The following is an 18,596-nucleotide window of genomic DNA, read 5'->3' on the forward strand; positions in this document are numbered from 1 at the left end:
CCATTCGGAGGTGGGGAGTTTGAAAATCCAAGATTTCAAAACGTTCATGGAATTGCAGGCAATCCAGCAATTCACAAATGGCAACAACACAAATACAAATTCATCTCGATCCATTTTCCAGGACATGCTCTCGGAACTGGTTTCGGGTGATGCTCTTGAAGGCACTTCGCAAACATTGGGTTCCTTATTATCCAATGTGGAAGCGGAAACGAAGTCCTTCCTTCGACCCGGCGGCCTGACATCCATGAACATCAACCCGATATCCACTGACCATGCTAACAATGTGAGCAGTGCAACCGCAACAAACTATGATCATATCATCAGCCAGGCGGCCAGCTTATATAATCTCCCGGAAAAACTGATTAAGTCCGTCATTAAACAAGAATCGAACTTTAATCCCGAAGCCACCAGTTATGCGGGAGCAACTGGCCTTATGCAATTAATGCCAGCAACTGCAAAAAGCCTTGGGGTGGATGATGCAACCGATCCAGAACAAAACATCATGGGCGGGAGTAAATATTTAAGTCAAATGATGGCACGTTATGACGGGGACATCCAGATTGCCCTTGCTGCTTATAATGCAGGGCCTGGAAACGTAGATAAATATAACGGCATCCCGCCCTTTAAAGAAACTCAGAATTATGTTCAAAAAGTTTTTGGCACTTTTACAAGTTAAAGCAAGCTGACCCTGTTTATTTGGAAGGGTCAGTTTTTTCATGTTCATATATTCTTTTTCCACGAACCGGGAACAAATGTTGAAGCTCCCCAAAAGCTGTCATTTCCGATCATTCCCCTGTGTCATACTACAGATGTAAAATTTTCTTTAAGCTATATATTTGTTATATCAGTACGTCATTGATAAAATATGAATAAATATCAATCATCTTTCTTTAAAAGGAGTAATCAACATGATGCAAGGGAACCCTACACCATATGAATTAATTGGAGAAGGGCAATTACACAAGTTAATTGATGTGTTTTACTCCAACGTTAGCCAACACCCGGATCTGCAGCCAATATTCCCTGACGATTTAACTGAAACGGTCCGTAAGCAAAAACAATTTATGACTCAATATTTAGGCGGTCCCTCTTTATATACCGAAGAGCATGGCCATCCTATGTTGCGGGCTCGACATATACCTTTTGAAATTACGCCAGAACGTGCGAAAGCATGGCTCTCATGCATGTATCAAGCTATGGACGAAGTTGGCCTTGAGGGTGAGATTAGGGAGTTTTTCTATCACCGCCTCTATTTGACGGCACAGCATATGATCAATACATCCGGAACTGACGGGAAAGGAGAAGGCAGTTGAGCGCACAAAAGCCAGTTTTCAATATTTCCGATTGGATCAAGACGCAGCATTGCTATGATATAGGAAAAAAGCCAATTGAAATTTATGTTTTTGTTGATCCGCTTTGTCCCGAATGCTGGGGCTTAGAACCAATTATTAGGAAATTACAGATAGAATATGGCCAATTGTTCAGTTTACGCCATGTTTTAAGCGGTAAAATCGATTCTCTTAATATGGGGAAAAATAAAAATTATGAAAACATTGCTCAAGTTTGGGAAAAGACAGCCAGCCGCTCGGGAATGTCCTGCGACGGGAGCCTTTGGTCTGAAAACCCAATCTCTTCTCCATATACCGCTTCCATTGCAATAAAAGCAGCAGAATTGCAGGGCCGTAAATTAGCCATTCGCTTTTTAAGGCAGCTTCAAGAATATGTATTCATAGGAAAAAAGGATATATCCAATATCGAAGTCTTGACCGAATGTGCCAAAATGGTTGGATTGGATGTGGAGGAATTCCTTTATGACATCAATTCTTCCAGTGCAGCCAAAGGCTTTCAATGTGACATGAAAATCACAAGCGAAATGGAAGTGACTGAAATACCTTCCCTTGTCTTTTTCAATCAAAATATTGAAGAAGAGGGAATAAAAGTTTCAGGTGTCTATTCTTACGAGGTATATGTTCAAATTTTAGAAGATATGTTGAATGGTCTTCCTGCACCTGCAAAACCCCCCTCTCTCGAAGAGTTTTTAAGCTGTTTCAAACTAGTGGCCACAAAGGAAATTGAAACCGTTTATAATATGAATAAGAATAACGTCGAGTTGGAAATGAAAAAGCTTGTTTTAAAACAGTTGGCAGAGAAAATACCTGCTAAATACGGAACGTTTTGGAGATATACAAAGAAGCAGTCATGAATTTGACTGCTTCTTAGTTATATTAAAAAAGGAAAAGCCATGCAATCAAAAGATTGCATGGCTTTTTTATAAGAAATAAGGGGATGGGAGAAATTTTTCACGATCAAACAAAGGGGTATAAGTTTGTTTGTGATTCACTTCACAATAAATAATATAACAGATAACCCATTTATGTTTCAACTATATGTGTAACTTTTCACAAATTGTTCACAATATATATTTTTCATTTTTTTATTATCCCTATCTAATATATAGCTAAATACGAGCCCTTTTTATTTAAAGCTATAAGTGTTTTGGATATCCGCTTTATATCTGGGATTAAATCTAATTGTGAAGTATATCACATTAATAAACCAATTATTTCTTTTTATTGCCTAAGCCTTTTTAAGGTCGGCATCATTAAATTCCTTTTACTTTTCATCAAATGAAAAACCCCGGCAACTCGCTAAAATTGCTGGGGTTTTCATCTATTTATACGAATAAGGGGATGGGAGAAATTTCACGACGAACAAACAAAGGGGTATATGTTTGGGATGTGATAACTTCTATATCTGTACTATATCAGATTATACACCTTAATTGCAAGAACTTTGTGCGCAACTTCACATTATTGTCATATTCTTAGAATACTGCTTATTCTAAAACATACTATCTAATAAAGAGCAGATGAGCTTTTACTGCTGCCAGGTTGGAGGTGACCAAATTGAAAGGCTTTATTTTACTCATACTCTTGATGGGGTCGCTATTTGTCCAGCTACTCGGTATCATGAACCTCATTCCTCTGTATTTTACCTCCCCTATTTTATTTTTTGTTTTCTTCATAATTCTTCATAGCTTAAATCAGAGAAATCGTTTTAAAGGATTATGACGGACATCCATATATGATGAAAAGGACCCGAAGCGCTTGGGTCCTTTTCACATCCTATTTATTCAAAAGCTCTTCCAACTCATTTAATTTTTCTTCGAATACATTCATGGCTTCTTGTACAGGCTCGGCTTTTGTCATATCGACACCGGCCTTTTTGAGTACTTCAATCGGATAATCGGAGCTTCCTGACTTCAAGAACTCCAGATACCTTTCGACAGCAGGCTCTCCTTCTTCAAGGATTTGCTTGCTCAATGCTGTTGCTGCACTGATTCCAGTTGCATATTGATAAACATAATAATTATAGTAGAAGTGTGGAATACGCGCCCATTCCAAACCGATTTCTTCATCAATGGTCACGTTCTCGCCAAAGTATTTCTTGTTCAGCTCATAGTATTCCTTAGTAAGCATATCCGCTGTCAACGCTTCCCCATTTTGAGCCTTTAAATGTATCGTATGCTCAAACTCTGCAAACATCGTTTGTCGGAACAATGTGCCGCGGAAACCTTCCAGGTAATGATTCAATAAATAGATGCGTTTCTTTTCATCTTCGATTGAATTCAGTAAATAATCATTCAACAGGTTTTCATTACAAGTCGACGCAACTTCCGCTACAAATATTGAATAATTCCCGTATGGATATGGCTGATATTTACGTGTATAGTAGCTATGGACCGAATGTCCAAACTCATGAACGAGCGTGAATAAGTTATTGACGTTATTTTGCCAGTTCATTAAAATATAAGGATTCGTCCCGTATGTACCAGAAGAATAGGCACCGCTTCGTTTCCCTTTGTTTTCATGCACATCGACCCAACGGTTTTCAAATCCCTCTTTCAAAACGTTCAAATAGTCCTCCCCAAGCGGAGCAAGTCCTTTAAGGACATAATCCTTGGCCTCCTCATATGTCACTTCCATCTTCACTTCTTTAACAAGAGGAGTGAATAGATCATACATATGAAGTTCATCTAATTGCAGTACTTCTTTACGTAAATCAAGATACCGGTGAAGTAATGGCAAGTTGTCATTGACCGTTTTAACGAGATTATCGTACACAGTCTCCGGAATGTTGTTATTGCTTAACACCGCTTGGCGTGCTGAATCATATTTTCGAACCGTGGCATTGAAGTTGTGGTTTTTCACCTCGCCTGACAGGGTTGAAGCAAATGTATTACGGAACTCCCCATACTTGCTGTATACCCCTTTAAATGCCTCCTCACGTACACGGCGATCTTCACTCTCAAGAAAACTGATATACCTTCCGTGAGTTATTTCCACTTCATTTCCCTCTTCATCCTTTATGGTCGGGAATTTCAAATCGGCATTGTTAAGCATACCGAAAGTATTGCCTGATGCATCGAGTACTTCTGATGCTTGCGCCAATAATTCTTCCTGCTCTGCAGATAAGATATGGGGTCTCTGAAGATTAATTTCCTCTAAAGAATGCTTGTATAATTTCAATTCTTCTTTTTCTTCCAAAAACCCTTCCACTTTGCTTTCCTCAATACTCAATAGTTCAGGAACCATATATGAAAACGCAGCCGCTGCCTGGGCATATAAAGCTTTTGCCCGATCCTCCATCCCTTGATAAAAAGGATTGGTTGTATCTTGATCATTGCGCATATGTGAATAAGAATAAACTTTCCCTAGCTTCTCGAATACTTCATCTTGAAGTTGAAGCGCCGCAAATAATTTTTCTGCGCTTTCGCCCAACGTCCCTTTATGTGCCTCCGCTTTCTTGAGGTCTTCCTTTACCGCTTTGAAGGCAGCTTCCCAATCTTCCTCGGTTGCGAAGATATCTTCCAGTCTCCAAGTATCTTCAGGAGCTATTTCACTTCTTGAGGGTAATGTATTCGCTTTTGTTTCCTGTGCCATAAAAAATTCCTCCTCATTCTATAGAAACTTGCCATTGGGCTAACTCGTTAAACCGGATTGACGCCGCAATGCTTCATTCGGCGTTCATTCTTTTTAAAGTTTTTAATTCCCAGCTCTTATTACTATTTCTCCATTAATAAAAATAATCCTGCCATTTCATCTGAATTCAAGATAAATAGAGATGTTATCACTGATTATACTGGATATTCCCCTTTTCCATCATCAATTTATGCTTATTATAGAAGTTTTTTTCCAAAATTTGAGCTTGTTCACTGGTGAAGGGAAGGGTAAATTCCCTTTTAATTTTAAAAACCCCTTCTTCCAGCTTTGATAGATAACCCAATTGCTCCAAAAGCATGATATATTGACCTACAGGATAATCGATGGGTTTTTCATGAAGCAGCGGCAACGGTCTGAACTTTATATCCCCTTTTTTTGAACGTTTTCTAAAAATGTGGATAATATCAGCCATAGAAATCTTTTCCCCTGTTCTTTTCTCTTGAAACACGTCCATGTATAACCATGCCTGCCATTCGATCGAGGCAGTTTCGATCAACAGCATCCCTCTGACGGGAACACCCACTCCAATGGGAAGTGTCGCAGGTGTAATATGATGTAAATAAAGCTCTTCGAAAAAAGGATCGCTTCTGCGTGCTGTTTTCACTCGATGCAGGGACCAGGCATTTCGTTTATATCTCCACACAGGCAGAAAAGGGAAATGAAAGCAGTTTTGGGGCAATGCTCGACTAGGGGGAAGGATTTTTATAGAAGCTGTCGTCAATTCGGCAAAGACGGTTCTAGGGGCAAAAGGAGTGAGGTTCTTCAATACTGATAAATGATCAGTTTCCGGGCAATACATCCAAAGAAACGGATGATGGAAGCTGCCGGTGACGAATAGCCATTGGAAGCGGGATAAACTGAATTCATACAAGCTTTTCCTTTTTAAGCGTTTTGCAGCGAGGATCCAGATTGGCTTGATGCCTATGCTTTGATAGGCTCTTGTCCTTTCCATGAATTCAACCTCGGGGATAACTGAGCATTGAAATTCTATTGCATAGCGATTACCTCCTATCCTAGCTAAAATATCAGCCCTTTTCTTAATTTCAGGAAGGTAGGCCTCTAGATCCACTTGGTAACCATGTGATAAAAACCACTGAAACAATTTTCTTTTTCCCATTAAATGATAGGCGGATTCCGGTTCTGAAGAAGCACGGCATGAAGAACTATTTTTATGGGCGAAATGAGGGATCCTGACGTTTCCCGCTTTGATGGTCATTTCCATCTTGCAGCATGGACAGTAATACTCTGCTGACTTTCTCCATTCATCAATCACGTTTGCCGGTATCTTTTCAGGAAGGGTAATCCAAGTTCCATCTTTCTTTATCGCAGTTAGCATACATCTCCTCCTCATCAACTACATTCGCCTGCTTCGCTTAGGATTCCTTTTAATCCGCAAAAAAAAAATGCCTGATCGGCATAAAGGGAAGTTACTATCTAAAGAAGGGGTGAAAGCAATCGGCAAGTGGACTCCAATACTTTCAAACCGAAATTCCGTTTGGAAAACGCATCAATCTCCACTTCCTGGGATACCTTTATATCTTCCAAAAAATCATTCACCAGCTGCTGAGTACTTTCCGTCCGGTAGAGAAAAGCATTGACTTCGAAATTCAGGTGAAAGCTTCTCATATCCATATTGGTTGTCCCAATCGACGCCAGTTGGTCATCAACGATGATGATTTTACTATGCATGAAGCCTTCATTATATTGGAATATACGAACTCCGGAAGCAAGCAATTCGGGAAAATAAGTTCTCGAAGCATGAAATACGATACGTTTATCGGGGTTCTTCGGGACGAGCAGCCTGACATCCAAACCACTTAAAGCAGCTACCTTCAATGCTTGAAAGATATCGTCATCAGGAACGAAATACGGGGAGGCAATCCAGACGGACTTTTCTGCCGAAGCGATCATTTTAAAAAAAATGCTTTTAATGATCGTCCACTCACTATCCGGCCCGCCGCCAATCAATTGAACTCCGCCATGTCCATGATGGTTCGGCCGGCCTGCCATGAGATATTCATCACTTAAAAAACTATTATTGGTGCTATAATACCAATCCTGCAGAAATATGAGCTGTAAAGTCCTGACCGCTTCCCCCTTTATGATAAGATGCGTATCCCGCCAAAAACCGAATTTCTGATCTCGTCCCAAATATTCATCCCCAATATTGAGACCGCCGATGAAACCGACAGAGCCATCAATCACAATTATTTTACGATGGTTGCGAAAGTTGAATTTATTATTTAATAAAGGGAGATGCACCGGACCAAAGGCGACCATTTCGGCTCCCGCATTCCTCAGTTCATCGACATAAGAGCGAGCTAACTTCCAAGAACCAACCGCATCATAGAGAAATCGGACCTCTACCCCTTCTTTTACTTTTTGTATCAAGATGTCCTTTAGCATACGGCCAATGCGGTCATCCCTAACAATATAATATTCTAAATGAATATGATGTGTAGCTTTTTTTAATTGTTCGATGATATTGGAAAATGTCTCCTCACCATTCCTTAAAACCCGGGTTTCAGTCGTAAAAGAAATAGGGCTATTCCCCAGCCTATTTGCAAGAGTGATTAACTGCTGAGGGTTCTCGCCCATATCCTTAATTCGTTCATTATATTTCGCCTCGCCGCTAATTTTCACGAAACTCTGTTTACCCAAAAAATACTTCTTGCGAAATAACCTTTCTTTCCGAAAATTACGGCCAAACAAAAAGTAAAAAATGAAACCGATGAATGGGAAAGCGCCAAAAATAACAAGCCATGTTATGGTCTGGATGGGATCTCTGTTTTCCAGGAAAATGTTGAATCCAATTATCATCAAGAAAAGGGTCAATATAAGGCTAGAATAAAAAATCAGCCTGCCATCGACGCCATTTATCAGAAAATACCAAGTGCTGACCAACAAGAGAATAAGCAGACTGATGCCAACTATATTCTTCACCTAGACTACCTCCAATTAACAAACACAGGCACATTTAAAAATCCTCCCTGCTAAGGTAAAACATCTATTCTTGGACGAAAAGGCCGATTTCTACTGAAATCGGCCTCAACAGTCTATGCGAAATATTTATCGACCGTTGTGAATACATCATTTTCGATAACTATCTTCCCGTACTCTTCAAGCATGTGCACCGTTATAGGTGACTCCTGACTATATTCCAATAAAAGACTTAGAACATTATCGATTTCTTCCTCATCAATCTCCGCCTCGGAAAATTCGATGTAAAGATAATATTTATTCTGATAAACATAAAGTTTAGTCGTCCAGTCATCCAAGCCATGACGCTTGCTTAATGAAATGACATCTTCAAAATCCTCGAAAGTCGTGATGAACTCAATCATACCATCTTCGAATGTCATACCGCTTTCTTCATCTTTATCATGAAAATGTTGATCAAGAAGCGTATCCATCTTGTCTGATACATTCAAATCCCTTAACTTTTCATCTGAAAGAGGCAGCTCGAGTTTCTGACCATCCTTGGCAAGCTGGGCTTTTGTGACCAAAACTTCCAAGCCTTTTTCAAGGGCTTGAACTTGAATCCATAAAGGTCCTTCAATCATGAATTCTTCTTCTTGATGCACTTCATCCATCATTTCCCAAAAAAGTTCCTCACTTCGCTCGCGGCTGTACCAAATTTCTTCGCGATCAAAGCCTCTTTCCTCAATATCTATATAGGAAATATAAAATTTTACTGTATCGTCATTAATGCGTTCGATTTCCATGATTCCCCTCTCCCTTCCTTTCTCATTTTGAAGGGATAATAACCCCCAAGCGAAAATTGCTCTTAAAAGCTCTTTACCCGTAAGTGAATACTGTAAATCATGATAGCCATTAAAACAGACTATTTTACATCATTTTATGACAAAACCTTGAAGAAGGGAAATAAAAAACATTACATATCTAAAAAACAATTGTTTGCCTAATATTCCATTCATTCTATAAAAAAATTCATCCGCATGCAACTATCACAATGCTTTCTTCAATTTTAATCTTACTGCCGTCAATGCCTTATTATATACACGGCATGATGGGCTGCATTCACATTTTTTCTTTAAATGATGACGGTTCAAGGGACCTGCTGTAAATCCGAAACGTCTGCTCCCGCCTATGAATACTCTTATGTTCCCCGTCATTAGTTAAAAAAACAGCGGAATATCGTTATGTATAAAGAAAAAGCCCTGCACATTTCCTGGCAGAGCTTGAAAGACCTTATTAGTTGACCATGCGTTGTGCTTCCCGTAACTGGAAGGTACGAACTTTACGTGGTAAAAAGCGTCTTATCTCATCTTCGTTATAACCAACTTGAAGCCGTTTCTCGTCAAGGATAATCGGACGTCTCAACAGACCTGGATTTTCCTTGATCAATTTATATAATTCTTGAAGAGGCAGGCTCTCTAAATTTACGTTTAACTTTTGGAAAGTTTTTGACCGTGTTGAAATGATTTCATCGGTTCCATCTTCAGTCATTCGAAGAATTTCTTTAATCTCATCAATCGTTAACGGTTCTGAAAAAATGTTTCTTTCTTTATATCCAATCTCATGTTCCTCTAACCATGCTTTTGCTTTCCTGCATGAAGTACAACTAGGTGATGTATATAATGTTACCATGTTTACTCACACTCCCTAAATATAGAATCGGTGATCTATGAGGGGAAATCTACTATTAGTATTCATAAGTACCACTCTAATTTGAAATGATTTTAAATAAGTATTTCATTTTCTTTATTATACACTAAATTATTTAAAATGAATACCCTTTTTGATATTTGGAAAAATCCTTATAAACTTCTAGTTTAGCCTGTACTATAGCTTTTTCTGTTTTTTATGTAATACATTAAAACCGCTTTTTCTAATTGAAAATACCTACCTACCATTCTCAGTTAACTCTCAATTCGGCCCTCATGATTTTTTAATTAACTCGTTACTTTTATTTACCCCCAATCTTTGTCAATAAACAAGGTCATGTTAATATATTTTCTTTAATAAAAAGCAAATTCCTCCTTTTACATTAAAAACCATTCTTTTAGCACATATTTTACCAAAAGTAAAAAAAGTAATTCGAAAGAATCAGCGATAAGTGAGTAATCTACCATCCAAGAAGTTATAGATATTCATTTTCCTGCAAAAAATGCACAATAAGAAAAGAAAGTTTGCCTGCAGTCGAAAAAAACGATCCAGTTGATTTCAGAAATCCGCTCCCTTTCCGCCGACTGTCTTCCGAGCCTCATCAAAGCAAGCGCCTCCGGAGTATCGGCAAGCCAGGTTTTCGGCAGAAGTGTCGCAAATTTCTTCAATCTATTGAGGGTTTCATAGAACAGTAAATATCATAAAGGATAACCAAGTCTTCTAATAAAATCATGGTTCGGGCTGAAACCATTTCGAGCCTCCTTTTATGGACAAATTTTAAGAAAAGATAGTTTGCCTCAATTTTCTTTAAAGAACGTTCCAGTTGTTTTCTGCTGGAGCACTTTTTTCAGCCCTTACTGTGCTTTTTCCGACATACGGAGCTGTTTTTTCAGCCGTCCACGCAGTTTTTCGTCCTGCACCGTACTTTTTTTCGACCGTTCGCGAATTTATTTGACCTGCGCCGCACTTTTTTCGACCGTCCGCGAATTTATTCGACCTGCGCCGCACTTTTTCGACCGTCCGCGAATTTATTCGACCTGCGCCGCACCTTTTTCGACCGTCCGAATTTATTCGACCTACTCCGCACTTTTTTCGATCGTCCGCGAATTTATTCGACCTGCACTGCACTTTTTTCGACAAACTAAAAAGGGCCGGTGAAACGACCGGCCCTTTTTCTTAAATTTGCACTTCCTTAAAAATATCCGTTTCCTGACCTGCATTCAAGCTTAGTACATCCTCTACATCTTGATAAGTTTTCCCATAAAGGTCATCATCTTTGTAAGTATGGATTTCAGAATAAATCTCTTTCATGAAATCAAATACGTCTTCTTCTTCAACAGATGGATTTGCCGGCCAATATAAGATTTCCATAGGCGTATTCTCCTTGGTGGCAAGGGATTTTCTGCTGTAGGAAATCGAAGAGGCATGCTTGAATCCTTCCCTTTTATAAAATTTCAGCCTTTTAAATGTATCGTCATCATTATCTTGTACTGGTTCCACTTCAAGCAAGATGGTTTTCTGCTTTTTTTGTAATTTTTGAATCAATTTCCTACCTAGTCCCTGCCCCCTTGAATTCTTTGATACAAAAAGGTAATCAACGAATATAAACTCTTCCCCTTCCACATACAATAAAACATGGTCGGGACCTTCATCCTTTTTATATATTTCCTGCTTATCTTCTAAAAGAACTTCTATATGTTCTTTGGACTTCATTTCTTCAATAGGGAAATACTGGTTCAGCTTATCATACCAATTCATAATTTAATCTCCTCATTTGCTAGTTTATACTTTCCAGATTTTTTCTTATCCACTACAATGGAACTTGAATAGCTTGAAAATATTAGGAGGGTTTAGATGATCAGTTACTTTTTGGACTTTTTTTTAGTCGCTGCTTGCGTTATTGGCATTACAGCTGTGAATGGCGTTGTGACGAATGGCATCGGCGAAAAATGGTTTGGCGGGAAACGTCACTCTCATATTTTCGATCAATCGAAACGAATTCAGTCAGGGTGGAGTAAAGTTGGCGGGAATAAAAAGCGGTAATTCAGAGATAAATTGGATGACCGGAAGAATCTTCCAAGGTCATCCTTTTTTTCATGGGGTATAGTCTACTCCCTTTGTATATCGATTTGCTGCATTCCATAATAAGTATTCATCAATACCATTATCATTCAATGCTTTTATTTGGGCTTCCACTTCCTCCTTACCATACCTTTGGTAATTCCCCTCTCCTAAATATGAGGCAGTAAAATCTTGTAGCCAAGGTCTTGAGGTAGGTGGTGTTTTTAGTTCCTTCAGCTTCCCGTTCTCCAATTTCGCATATTCCTTAACGAGATTATAAGGCTCCAAATCAGGCTTATCGATGCCAAAATATGATGTCCAGTGACTCGGATAAATCATCGAGGAAATTACATCGACATTCTCAGAGATTTTTGTGAAGTTTTGCCCAATTCCCGGAGCTTCAGGCAATGTAGCTGCATATCCAAAAATATCCACTGACACTTCCACATCATATGGCTCCAGTTGTTTCCTCGCATAACTTACGAAATCTGTCACTGCCTGAACCCTTTTGGCTGTATGACTCACTTTCGCTTCATCATATTCACCGACATCATATTTCAAATCATCTTCTTTATTTTCGAATCCTTCGGGAAAACGGACATAGTCAAATTGAATTTCTTTAAAACCCATTTTTGCAGCTTCAATGGCAATACCGACATTATAATCCCATACCTCTTTTAAGAATGGGTTAACGAAGGCTTCCCCCCGGCCATTCTTCCATACCTTTTCGCCATCTAAAAAGGATAATTCAGGCTTCTCTTTGGCCAAAAGGGAGTCTTTAAAGACGACCACCCTTGCAATCGGATAAATCTGCTTATCCTCAAATTTCTTCAGCATTGCCCTTGGATTTTTTATATAGTCTTTACCAATGCCAGCATATGGGGAATCGGGATCTTCGGTTTTAAACGTAACGTTCCCCCTGTCATCCTTAATGTCAATGACCATCGCATTCAAATCGGTTTCATCTACATATTTAATAAGTTCATTCAATTTAGTCCCACCCGCTGCAGGCCCTGTCACATATATTCCGCGCACAGCATCCGGATAGTCGAATTTCAACCCCGAATCAAAAACAAATCGCGGTACGCTCACAGGCAGTTCTTTATTTTCTAATGCTACCTGCCTGGTTTCGTTCATGCCTTGCGCATGAACTGGCTGTTGAATCAGGAATATGCACATGCCTGTCATCAACCATTTACACATTGGTTTCATTTTCTCCACCTCATTCGCCATCAGTCATCAATATTCAACAAATATAATAAACCCCTTTCTTTAATACCACAAACAATTAACTTTACTCCTATATATGATAAATAATTAAAAAAACTGCTATACAAAGATTCAGCCTTAAAAGTATCCTTCCCTAAAAAGGTCTGCTCATTGTGGAATATGTTAAACGGTTTGATTTTCCTTGAACCCTTCATTTCTTCCATATAAAAAAAAGGAGCGGAAAATCCGTTCTATTGGCTTGTTTGCCGTTTCGATTATACATTTAATATGAATAAATGCTAAAATACAGTATAGTGGACATTTCGTATTCTCAAAAATGGCATCGATACAGGACAAAACGGCCCTCCACAAGATTTAAATGAGCGTTTCCCCATCACAGGAATATGCACATTTCTTTCAAAGAAAGTGGATTCATTTTCTATTTATCCTTACAATAATGAAGAGCGAATATCCATTTATCAATAAACGCATTTAGAGGAGTGACTAGCAGTTGAAAAGGATTTTCTCCGGCATTCAGCCATCCGGTTCCGTTACTTTAGGAAATTACATCGGAGCAATGAAACAATTCGTTAACTTACAAAATGAATATGAATGTTTCTTTTGTATTGTTGACCAGCATGCAATTACAGTTCCACAGGATCGCATTAAGTTAAGGAAAAACATTAAAACATTGGCCGCTTTATATTTGGCCATTGGCCTGGATCCCGAAAAGAATACCATCTTCATTCAATCAGAAGTACCAGCGCATGCCCAGGCAGGCTGGATTTTACAAAGTATATCCTATATTGGGGAACTTGAGAGAATGACGCAATTTAAAGACAAATCCGCTGGCAAAGAAGGGGTATCCGCAGCTCTGCTTACTTACCCGCCGTTGATGGCTGCCGATATTCTCCTTTATAGTACAGATGTGGTTCCTGTCGGGGAGGATCAAAGACAGCATCTTGAATTGACGCGCGATTTGGCTGAACGGTTCAATAAAAAGCATAATGATATATTTAAAATCCCGGAAATCAGCCTCCCTACAGAAGGGGCACGTATCATGTCCCTTCAGGAACCAACCAAGAAAATGAGCAAATCCGATCCTAATAAAAAGGCAACGATTGCCTTATTGGATGATCCGAAGCAAATCGAAAAAAACATCAAGAGCGCAGTTACCGATTCGGAAGGAATTGTTCGTTACGATAAGGAAAACAAAGCGGGTGTTTCCAACCTTATGTCCATATACTCCATCTTCAGTGGAAAATCCTATTCAGAAATTGAAGAGATGTATGAGGGCAAAGGTTATGGTGACTTTAAAAGTGATTTGGCTGAGGTGGTTCTTGGAGAAATCCTGCCAATTCAGGAACGCTATAATGAATTGATCGATTCGCCTGAATTGGATGAAATCTTGGACCGCGGTGCAGAAAAGGCGAACATTGAAGCCAATAAAATGATCAGAAAAATGTATAATGGCATGGGACTTGGCAGAAAGAGATAAAAAAAAGACGATCCTCAACGGATCGTCTTTTTTTCATAATATTGATGGGCTATCGCCAGCCTCCACTTGCCAGAGCTTTTCAAAAAATGGCTGCCCCTTCACAAGGTTTTCACAAAGCTGAAGGTGCTTCTCTGACCAGCCTTCCTTCATTTCTTCATATAATTCGAGCCAAGCTATCTGAAAATCCATTTCCTGAATGCTTTCATATTTCTCAGGAGCCCATTCTGTATACCAATAGCGGATTTCAGCAGTATTTTTCGCCGTGAATAATTGGTCCATGGCCATGAATAGCAATTGCTTAAGCTGTCTTTCTTTTCTTGTCAAACCGTTCATGAATAAGGGAGACGGCGACAAAATATGATATTCTTTCTCAGATGTAGGTTTTTCAGTAAAGGTGTAATCCATCTCATCATGGTTTTCTATCATGTCATAAACAATTTGTTCCTGCCGGGGAATTATTCTGCTTTTCCTAATCGGAATATGATAACCGATTGTATCAACAGCCAAAATCCCATTTCCATCAGTCACGATAAAACAATAGTCGAGCTGAATTCGTTCATGATTTTTCCTTGCATATGCTTTTTGATACACATCATTCAGCAGTGGCTTAGGTAATTCTGACAAGTCGTTTTCTATGTAGTGGAACAATGTTGATGAAACTTTCAACAAAGGAACTTGATCTAGTAGTTCGATCCCGTCATCCTTCCTCCATTCATGAAAATGACAAATATTATAGCCGTTTTCTTCTCCTTCAAACCAGTTAACCCATACATCATGAAGATATAGCATCATTCATCCCTCACTTAAACAAATTTCTGTTTGTCAATCAGTATAGGCAGGAACCATACAATTTATTCCTATTCTAGAAAACAGATTAAGAAAAAAAGAACGTATATATTAACTCTTTTTTGATAGGAATTCTTCAGATTGAATAATGAACGATTTTTTCACAGAGAGTTTTTCAGAATTTTTCACCAGGTAATAGCCACTACAGTATCCCAGCATATATGGATATCCTTTTGACCCAAGCAGAAGTACATCATGAAGGGGATCTGTACGTTTTATCGTGTGCTTTTCCTCTAAATGCTTGCTCCAAAATTCCCGTAGTTTATCTTCCTGATATAACTTAGTCCATTTTGCTAAAAATTTTGTTCCTAAATATTTTCCGACCGTTCTTTCCGCCAGTCCTTCCATGACCATCGTATCCAGGAGAGTGAATTCTTTTTGGTCCTTCTCCAAATGATGCAGACGGCAAACATGATGATATTCATGAATCAACAGGGCCTCCATTTCCTTTTCGGCTATCCCCTTACCGTAAAAAAGGAATAGTTTATCTTTAAATGCCAATCCTGACTTCGTTTCAATTTTTTTATTCCATATCCCTGAAGACATGAGCGGAAAAATATATATGGGAACATCAGGCCCTCCCCATAGCTTCTTATAAGCTGTAAACAAGCTTTGTGTTTTTTCCCAGACATTATTTTCGTTTAAGTCTTCCCATGTGATTTTTGTTTTTTGATTCGGCGAATACATGCCATGCCTCAATAAATGATGATAAATCATGTCCGCATCAAGGGTATTGTTGAATGTACTTTTAAGTCTTTCCATCATCTGGACCGGGCGGTTGAAATCCTTCTTCATCCATTCATTGGTTGAAATGACTCCCATTTCCCATACACCTCCGCTTCTATTGACTATCGTATGATTTAAAGAAGGCGGTTGACACATTTTATATCCCTTCCATTTGCAATTTTCCCTTCAACTTAAAAAGAGCAGATCCCTAAAGATCTGCTCTTCGTTCAAACTTATTGATATTTCTTGAAAAGAATAGTTGCGTTATGTCCACCGAATCCAAGTGAATTACTGATGGCTGCTTTTATTTCGCCCTTCCTTGCCTGATTCGGGACATAGTCCAAATCACACTCAGGGTCTGGTGTTTCAATATTGATGGTTGGAGGCAAAATGCTGTCCCTGATTGCCTGAATCGTGAAAATCGCTTCCACACCGCCAGCTGCCCCTAACATATGGCCTGTCATCGATTTAGTGGAACTTATTGCAAGTTTATTAGCATGGTCGCCAAAGACTTCTTTGACTGCCATCGTTTCGTATTTGTCATTGTAAGGCGTACTCGTTCCGTGGGCATTCACATATTGGATGTCTTCCGGATTCAAACCTGCATCCTCGATTGCAATTTTCATCGCTCTTGCCCCGCCTTCTCCACCTGGTGCCGGAGCGGTAATATGGAAGGCATCTCCAGTTGAGCCATAACCAGCGATTTCAGCATAAATCTTGGCTCCTCTATTCAATGCATGTTCAAGATCTTCCAGAACGATGATTCCAGCTCCTTCGCCAATTACGAAACCATCACGATTAAGATCAAAAGGACGGCTAGCCGTTTGCGGATCAGGGTTGGTCGATAAAGCCGTATTTGCACAGAAGCCTGCAACCGACATTTTTGTGATTGGCGCTTCGGCCCCGCCTGTGATCATCACATCGGCATCGCCCCGTTGAATGGCTTTAAACGCATCACCAATTGAATTAGTTCCTGTTGCACAGGCTGTTACCGTACATGAATTGATTCCTTTTGCACCCAGTAAGATAGAAACCTGGCCAGCTGCCATGTCCGGAATCATCATTGGTACGAAAAATGGGCTCACCCGTTTATACCCTCTGTTTAAAAAGTTTTCATGCTGTGTCTCAAGTGTCTCCAGCCCGCCGATACCCGAACCGATCCAGACCCCGACACGTGCAGCATTTTCATCGGTTATTTCCAGCTTGCTATCATTATATGCCATAACGGAAGCTGCAATTGCATAATGGGTAAAACGGTCCATTTTGCGTGCTTCTTTACGATTTATATATGTTTCTATATCAAAATCCTTGATTTCAGCAGCCACTTTAACGGGATATTCTTCAGCATTCAAACGAGTTAAAGGCCCTATCCCCGATTTCCCCTCAATAATATTCTTCCATCCAGTTTCTGCATCATTACCAACTGGAGAGATTGCTCCAATACCTGTTACAACTACACGACGATTAGTCATTTAATAATGGCTCCTTCCTATTTTTAAAACTCTTACGTTTTACTTCTTCTTTTATTTACCCCACCTAAGAGCGATCGCTCCCCATGTAAGGCCACCACCAAAACCGACCATGACGATCAAGTCATTGTCCTTGATTCTTCCTGCTTCCATTTCTTCCACAAGAGCCATTGGAATGGATGCTGAAGAAGTATTTCCATATTTATGAACCGTTTTTGTCATTTTTTCAAGCGGGAGACCCAAGCGTTCCCTTGAGGCTTCCATAATGCGTATGTTTGCTTGATGCGGGACAAGCAGATCCACATCTTCCTTTGTTAAACCAGCTTTGTCCAATACACCTAGGCTGGATTCCCCCATCTGACGGACAGCAAATTTAAATACTTCACGTCCATTCATATGAATGAAATCTCCTTCCTGTAATAAGTGCTTCCCGCCAGTTCCATCTGCGCCTAATTCAAAGGAAAGGACCCCTTTGCCTTCAGATACAGGTCCAAGTACAGCTGCACCAGCTCCGTCACCAAAAAGGACAGCAGTATTGCGGTCTTCCCAATTGGTTACTTTCGAAAGTTTTTCAACACCGACGATCAACACATGCTTATATGCACCTGTCTTAATAAATTGCTGTGCCGTGATCATTGCATACATAAAACCGGCACATGCAGCACTTACATCCATTGCTGCTGCCTTCATCGCGCCCAATTTCTCTTGAATCATGCAAGCGACAGAAGGAAACGGCTGATCAGGTGTAACAGTGGCTACAAGAATTAAATCTATCTCCTCAGCAGAAATTTCCGCATTTTTCAATGCAGCCTTTGCGGCCTCATAAGCCATATCTGATGTATCAATATCATCTTTGGCAATTCTTCTTTCCTCAATACCCGTCCTAGTCCGGATCCACTCGTCAGAAGTGTCCATAATTTTTTCTAAATCCGCATTTGTAACGATTTTGTCGGGTAAGTAGCGGCCAAGCCCTAGTATTCCAGCATTCATCTTGCCATCCCCTTATATTTTAATGAGTTATTATAATCATCTATTATTACCTGGTACTAATTTTATATAAAAAAAGACTTCCTTGCAAGAGTTAACAGTTTGAAAGCTAAGAAATCTCTTTCGGAAGTCGGACAAGCGCCCATGCCAGGGGAAATTGGGGACATA

16 protein-coding genes are annotated in these 18,596 nt (G+C 39.6%); 5 read left to right on the top strand and 11 right to left on the bottom strand.

All coding sequences use genetic code 11. From position 1 onward, the window contains the following. Window positions 1–10: 10 nt before the first annotated feature. The 3 genes from J7E52_RS03265 (at window position 11) to J7E52_RS03275 (ending at window position 2,203) form a co-directional block, all read left to right on the top strand. Window positions 11–676 carry a lytic transglycosylase domain-containing protein gene (locus J7E52_RS03265; RefSeq protein ID WP_309476848.1) on the top strand — a complete coding sequence of 222 codons (666 nt, stop codon included), beginning with the start codon at window positions 11–13 and terminating at the stop codon, window positions 674–676. A gap of 232 nt (window positions 677–908) precedes the next feature. Continuing rightward, entirely contained in the window at window positions 909–1,313 is a 405-nt protein-coding gene (locus J7E52_RS03270) for a globin domain-containing protein (protein ID WP_048686552.1), read from the top strand. Next, entirely contained in the window at window positions 1,310–2,203 is an 894-nt protein-coding gene (locus J7E52_RS03275) for a ClpXP adapter SpxH family protein (protein ID WP_141993150.1), read from the top strand. The genes J7E52_RS03270 and J7E52_RS03275 overlap by 4 nt, the downstream gene beginning before the upstream one ends. A 922-nt stretch (window positions 2,204–3,125) precedes the next feature. Here J7E52_RS03275 and pepF read toward each other — a convergent pair. The 6 genes from pepF to J7E52_RS03305 all read right to left on the bottom strand — a co-directional run bounded on the left by pepF (window position 3,126) and on the right by J7E52_RS03305 (window position 11,390). Continuing rightward, window positions 3,126–4,943, bottom strand: coding sequence for an oligoendopeptidase F (gene pepF / locus J7E52_RS03280; RefSeq protein ID WP_214743683.1), 1,818 nt, complete (start codon window positions 4,941–4,943; stop codon window positions 3,126–3,128). Between the two features lie 187 nt (window positions 4,944–5,130). Continuing rightward, entirely contained in the window at window positions 5,131–6,339 is a 1,209-nt protein-coding gene (locus J7E52_RS03285; RefSeq protein ID WP_214743684.1) for a competence protein CoiA, read from the bottom strand. A 98-nt stretch (window positions 6,340–6,437) separates the two neighbouring features. Next, the gene (cls, locus tag J7E52_RS03290) at window positions 6,438–7,946 is read right to left on the bottom strand and encodes a cardiolipin synthase (RefSeq protein WP_214743685.1); all 1,509 of its coding nucleotides are present in this window, start codon (window positions 7,944–7,946) and stop codon (window positions 6,438–6,440) included. A 113-nt stretch (window positions 7,947–8,059) separates the two neighbouring features. Next, window positions 8,060–8,728, bottom strand: coding sequence for an adaptor protein MecA (gene mecA, locus J7E52_RS03295; protein ID WP_214743686.1), 669 nt, complete (start codon window positions 8,726–8,728; stop codon window positions 8,060–8,062). 490 nt (window positions 8,729–9,218) lie between these two features. After that, the gene (gene spxA / locus J7E52_RS03300; protein WP_034314502.1) at window positions 9,219–9,614 is read right to left on the bottom strand and encodes a transcriptional regulator SpxA; all 396 of its coding nucleotides are present in this window, start codon (window positions 9,612–9,614) and stop codon (window positions 9,219–9,221) included. Window positions 9,615–10,808: 1,194 nt separating this feature from the next. After that, a complete protein-coding gene (locus tag J7E52_RS03305) occupies window positions 10,809–11,390 on the bottom strand; it encodes a GNAT family N-acetyltransferase (RefSeq protein ID WP_214743687.1) in 582 nt (193 codons plus the stop codon). A gap of 96 nt (window positions 11,391–11,486) precedes the next feature. On the opposite strand from J7E52_RS03305, the gene J7E52_RS03310 reads away from it, so the two are divergent. Continuing rightward, window positions 11,487–11,675 (top strand): hypothetical protein, encoded by a 189-nt coding sequence (locus J7E52_RS03310; protein WP_101224111.1) that lies wholly within the window; start codon window positions 11,487–11,489, stop codon window positions 11,673–11,675. Window positions 11,676–11,726: 51 nt separating this feature from the next. Here J7E52_RS03310 and J7E52_RS03315 read toward each other — a convergent pair whose 3' ends face one another. Beyond that, on the bottom strand, window positions 11,727–12,872 hold the full coding sequence (locus J7E52_RS03315) for a putative glycoside hydrolase (protein ID WP_286197420.1): 1,146 nt from the start codon (window positions 12,870–12,872) through the stop codon (window positions 11,727–11,729). A gap of 541 nt (window positions 12,873–13,413) precedes the next feature. Between J7E52_RS03315 and trpS the strand changes: the two genes are divergently transcribed. Continuing rightward, window positions 13,414–14,400, top strand: coding sequence for a tryptophan--tRNA ligase (gene trpS / locus J7E52_RS03320; RefSeq protein ID WP_214743689.1), 987 nt, complete (start codon window positions 13,414–13,416; stop codon window positions 14,398–14,400). A 33-nt stretch (window positions 14,401–14,433) separates the two neighbouring features. Here trpS and J7E52_RS03325 read toward each other — a convergent pair whose 3' ends face one another. The 4 genes from J7E52_RS03325 to J7E52_RS03340 all read right to left on the bottom strand — a co-directional run bounded on the left by J7E52_RS03325 (window position 14,434) and on the right by J7E52_RS03340 (window position 18,431). After that, window positions 14,434–15,189, bottom strand: a complete 756-nt coding sequence (locus tag J7E52_RS03325) for a YjbA family protein (protein WP_034314514.1) — start codon at window positions 15,187–15,189, stop codon at window positions 14,434–14,436. Window positions 15,190–15,297: 108 nt separating this feature from the next. Then, the gene (locus tag J7E52_RS03330; protein ID WP_214743690.1) at window positions 15,298–16,128 is read right to left on the bottom strand and encodes a DUF2268 domain-containing putative Zn-dependent protease; all 831 of its coding nucleotides are present in this window, start codon (window positions 16,126–16,128) and stop codon (window positions 15,298–15,300) included. Between the two features lie 77 nt (window positions 16,129–16,205). Then, window positions 16,206–17,444 carry a beta-ketoacyl-ACP synthase II gene (gene fabF, locus J7E52_RS03335; protein WP_214743691.1) on the bottom strand — a complete coding sequence of 413 codons (1,239 nt, stop codon included), beginning with the start codon at window positions 17,442–17,444 and terminating at the stop codon, window positions 16,206–16,208. Between the two features lie 51 nt (window positions 17,445–17,495). Beyond that, the gene (locus tag J7E52_RS03340; protein WP_214743692.1) at window positions 17,496–18,431 is read right to left on the bottom strand and encodes a beta-ketoacyl-ACP synthase III; all 936 of its coding nucleotides are present in this window, start codon (window positions 18,429–18,431) and stop codon (window positions 17,496–17,498) included. Between the last annotated feature and the right edge of the window lie 165 nt (window positions 18,432–18,596).

It is taken from the genome of Bacillus sp. ISL-34 (genome assembly GCF_018613325.1).
Lineage (GTDB): Bacteria > Bacillota > Bacilli > Bacillales > DSM-1321 > Peribacillus.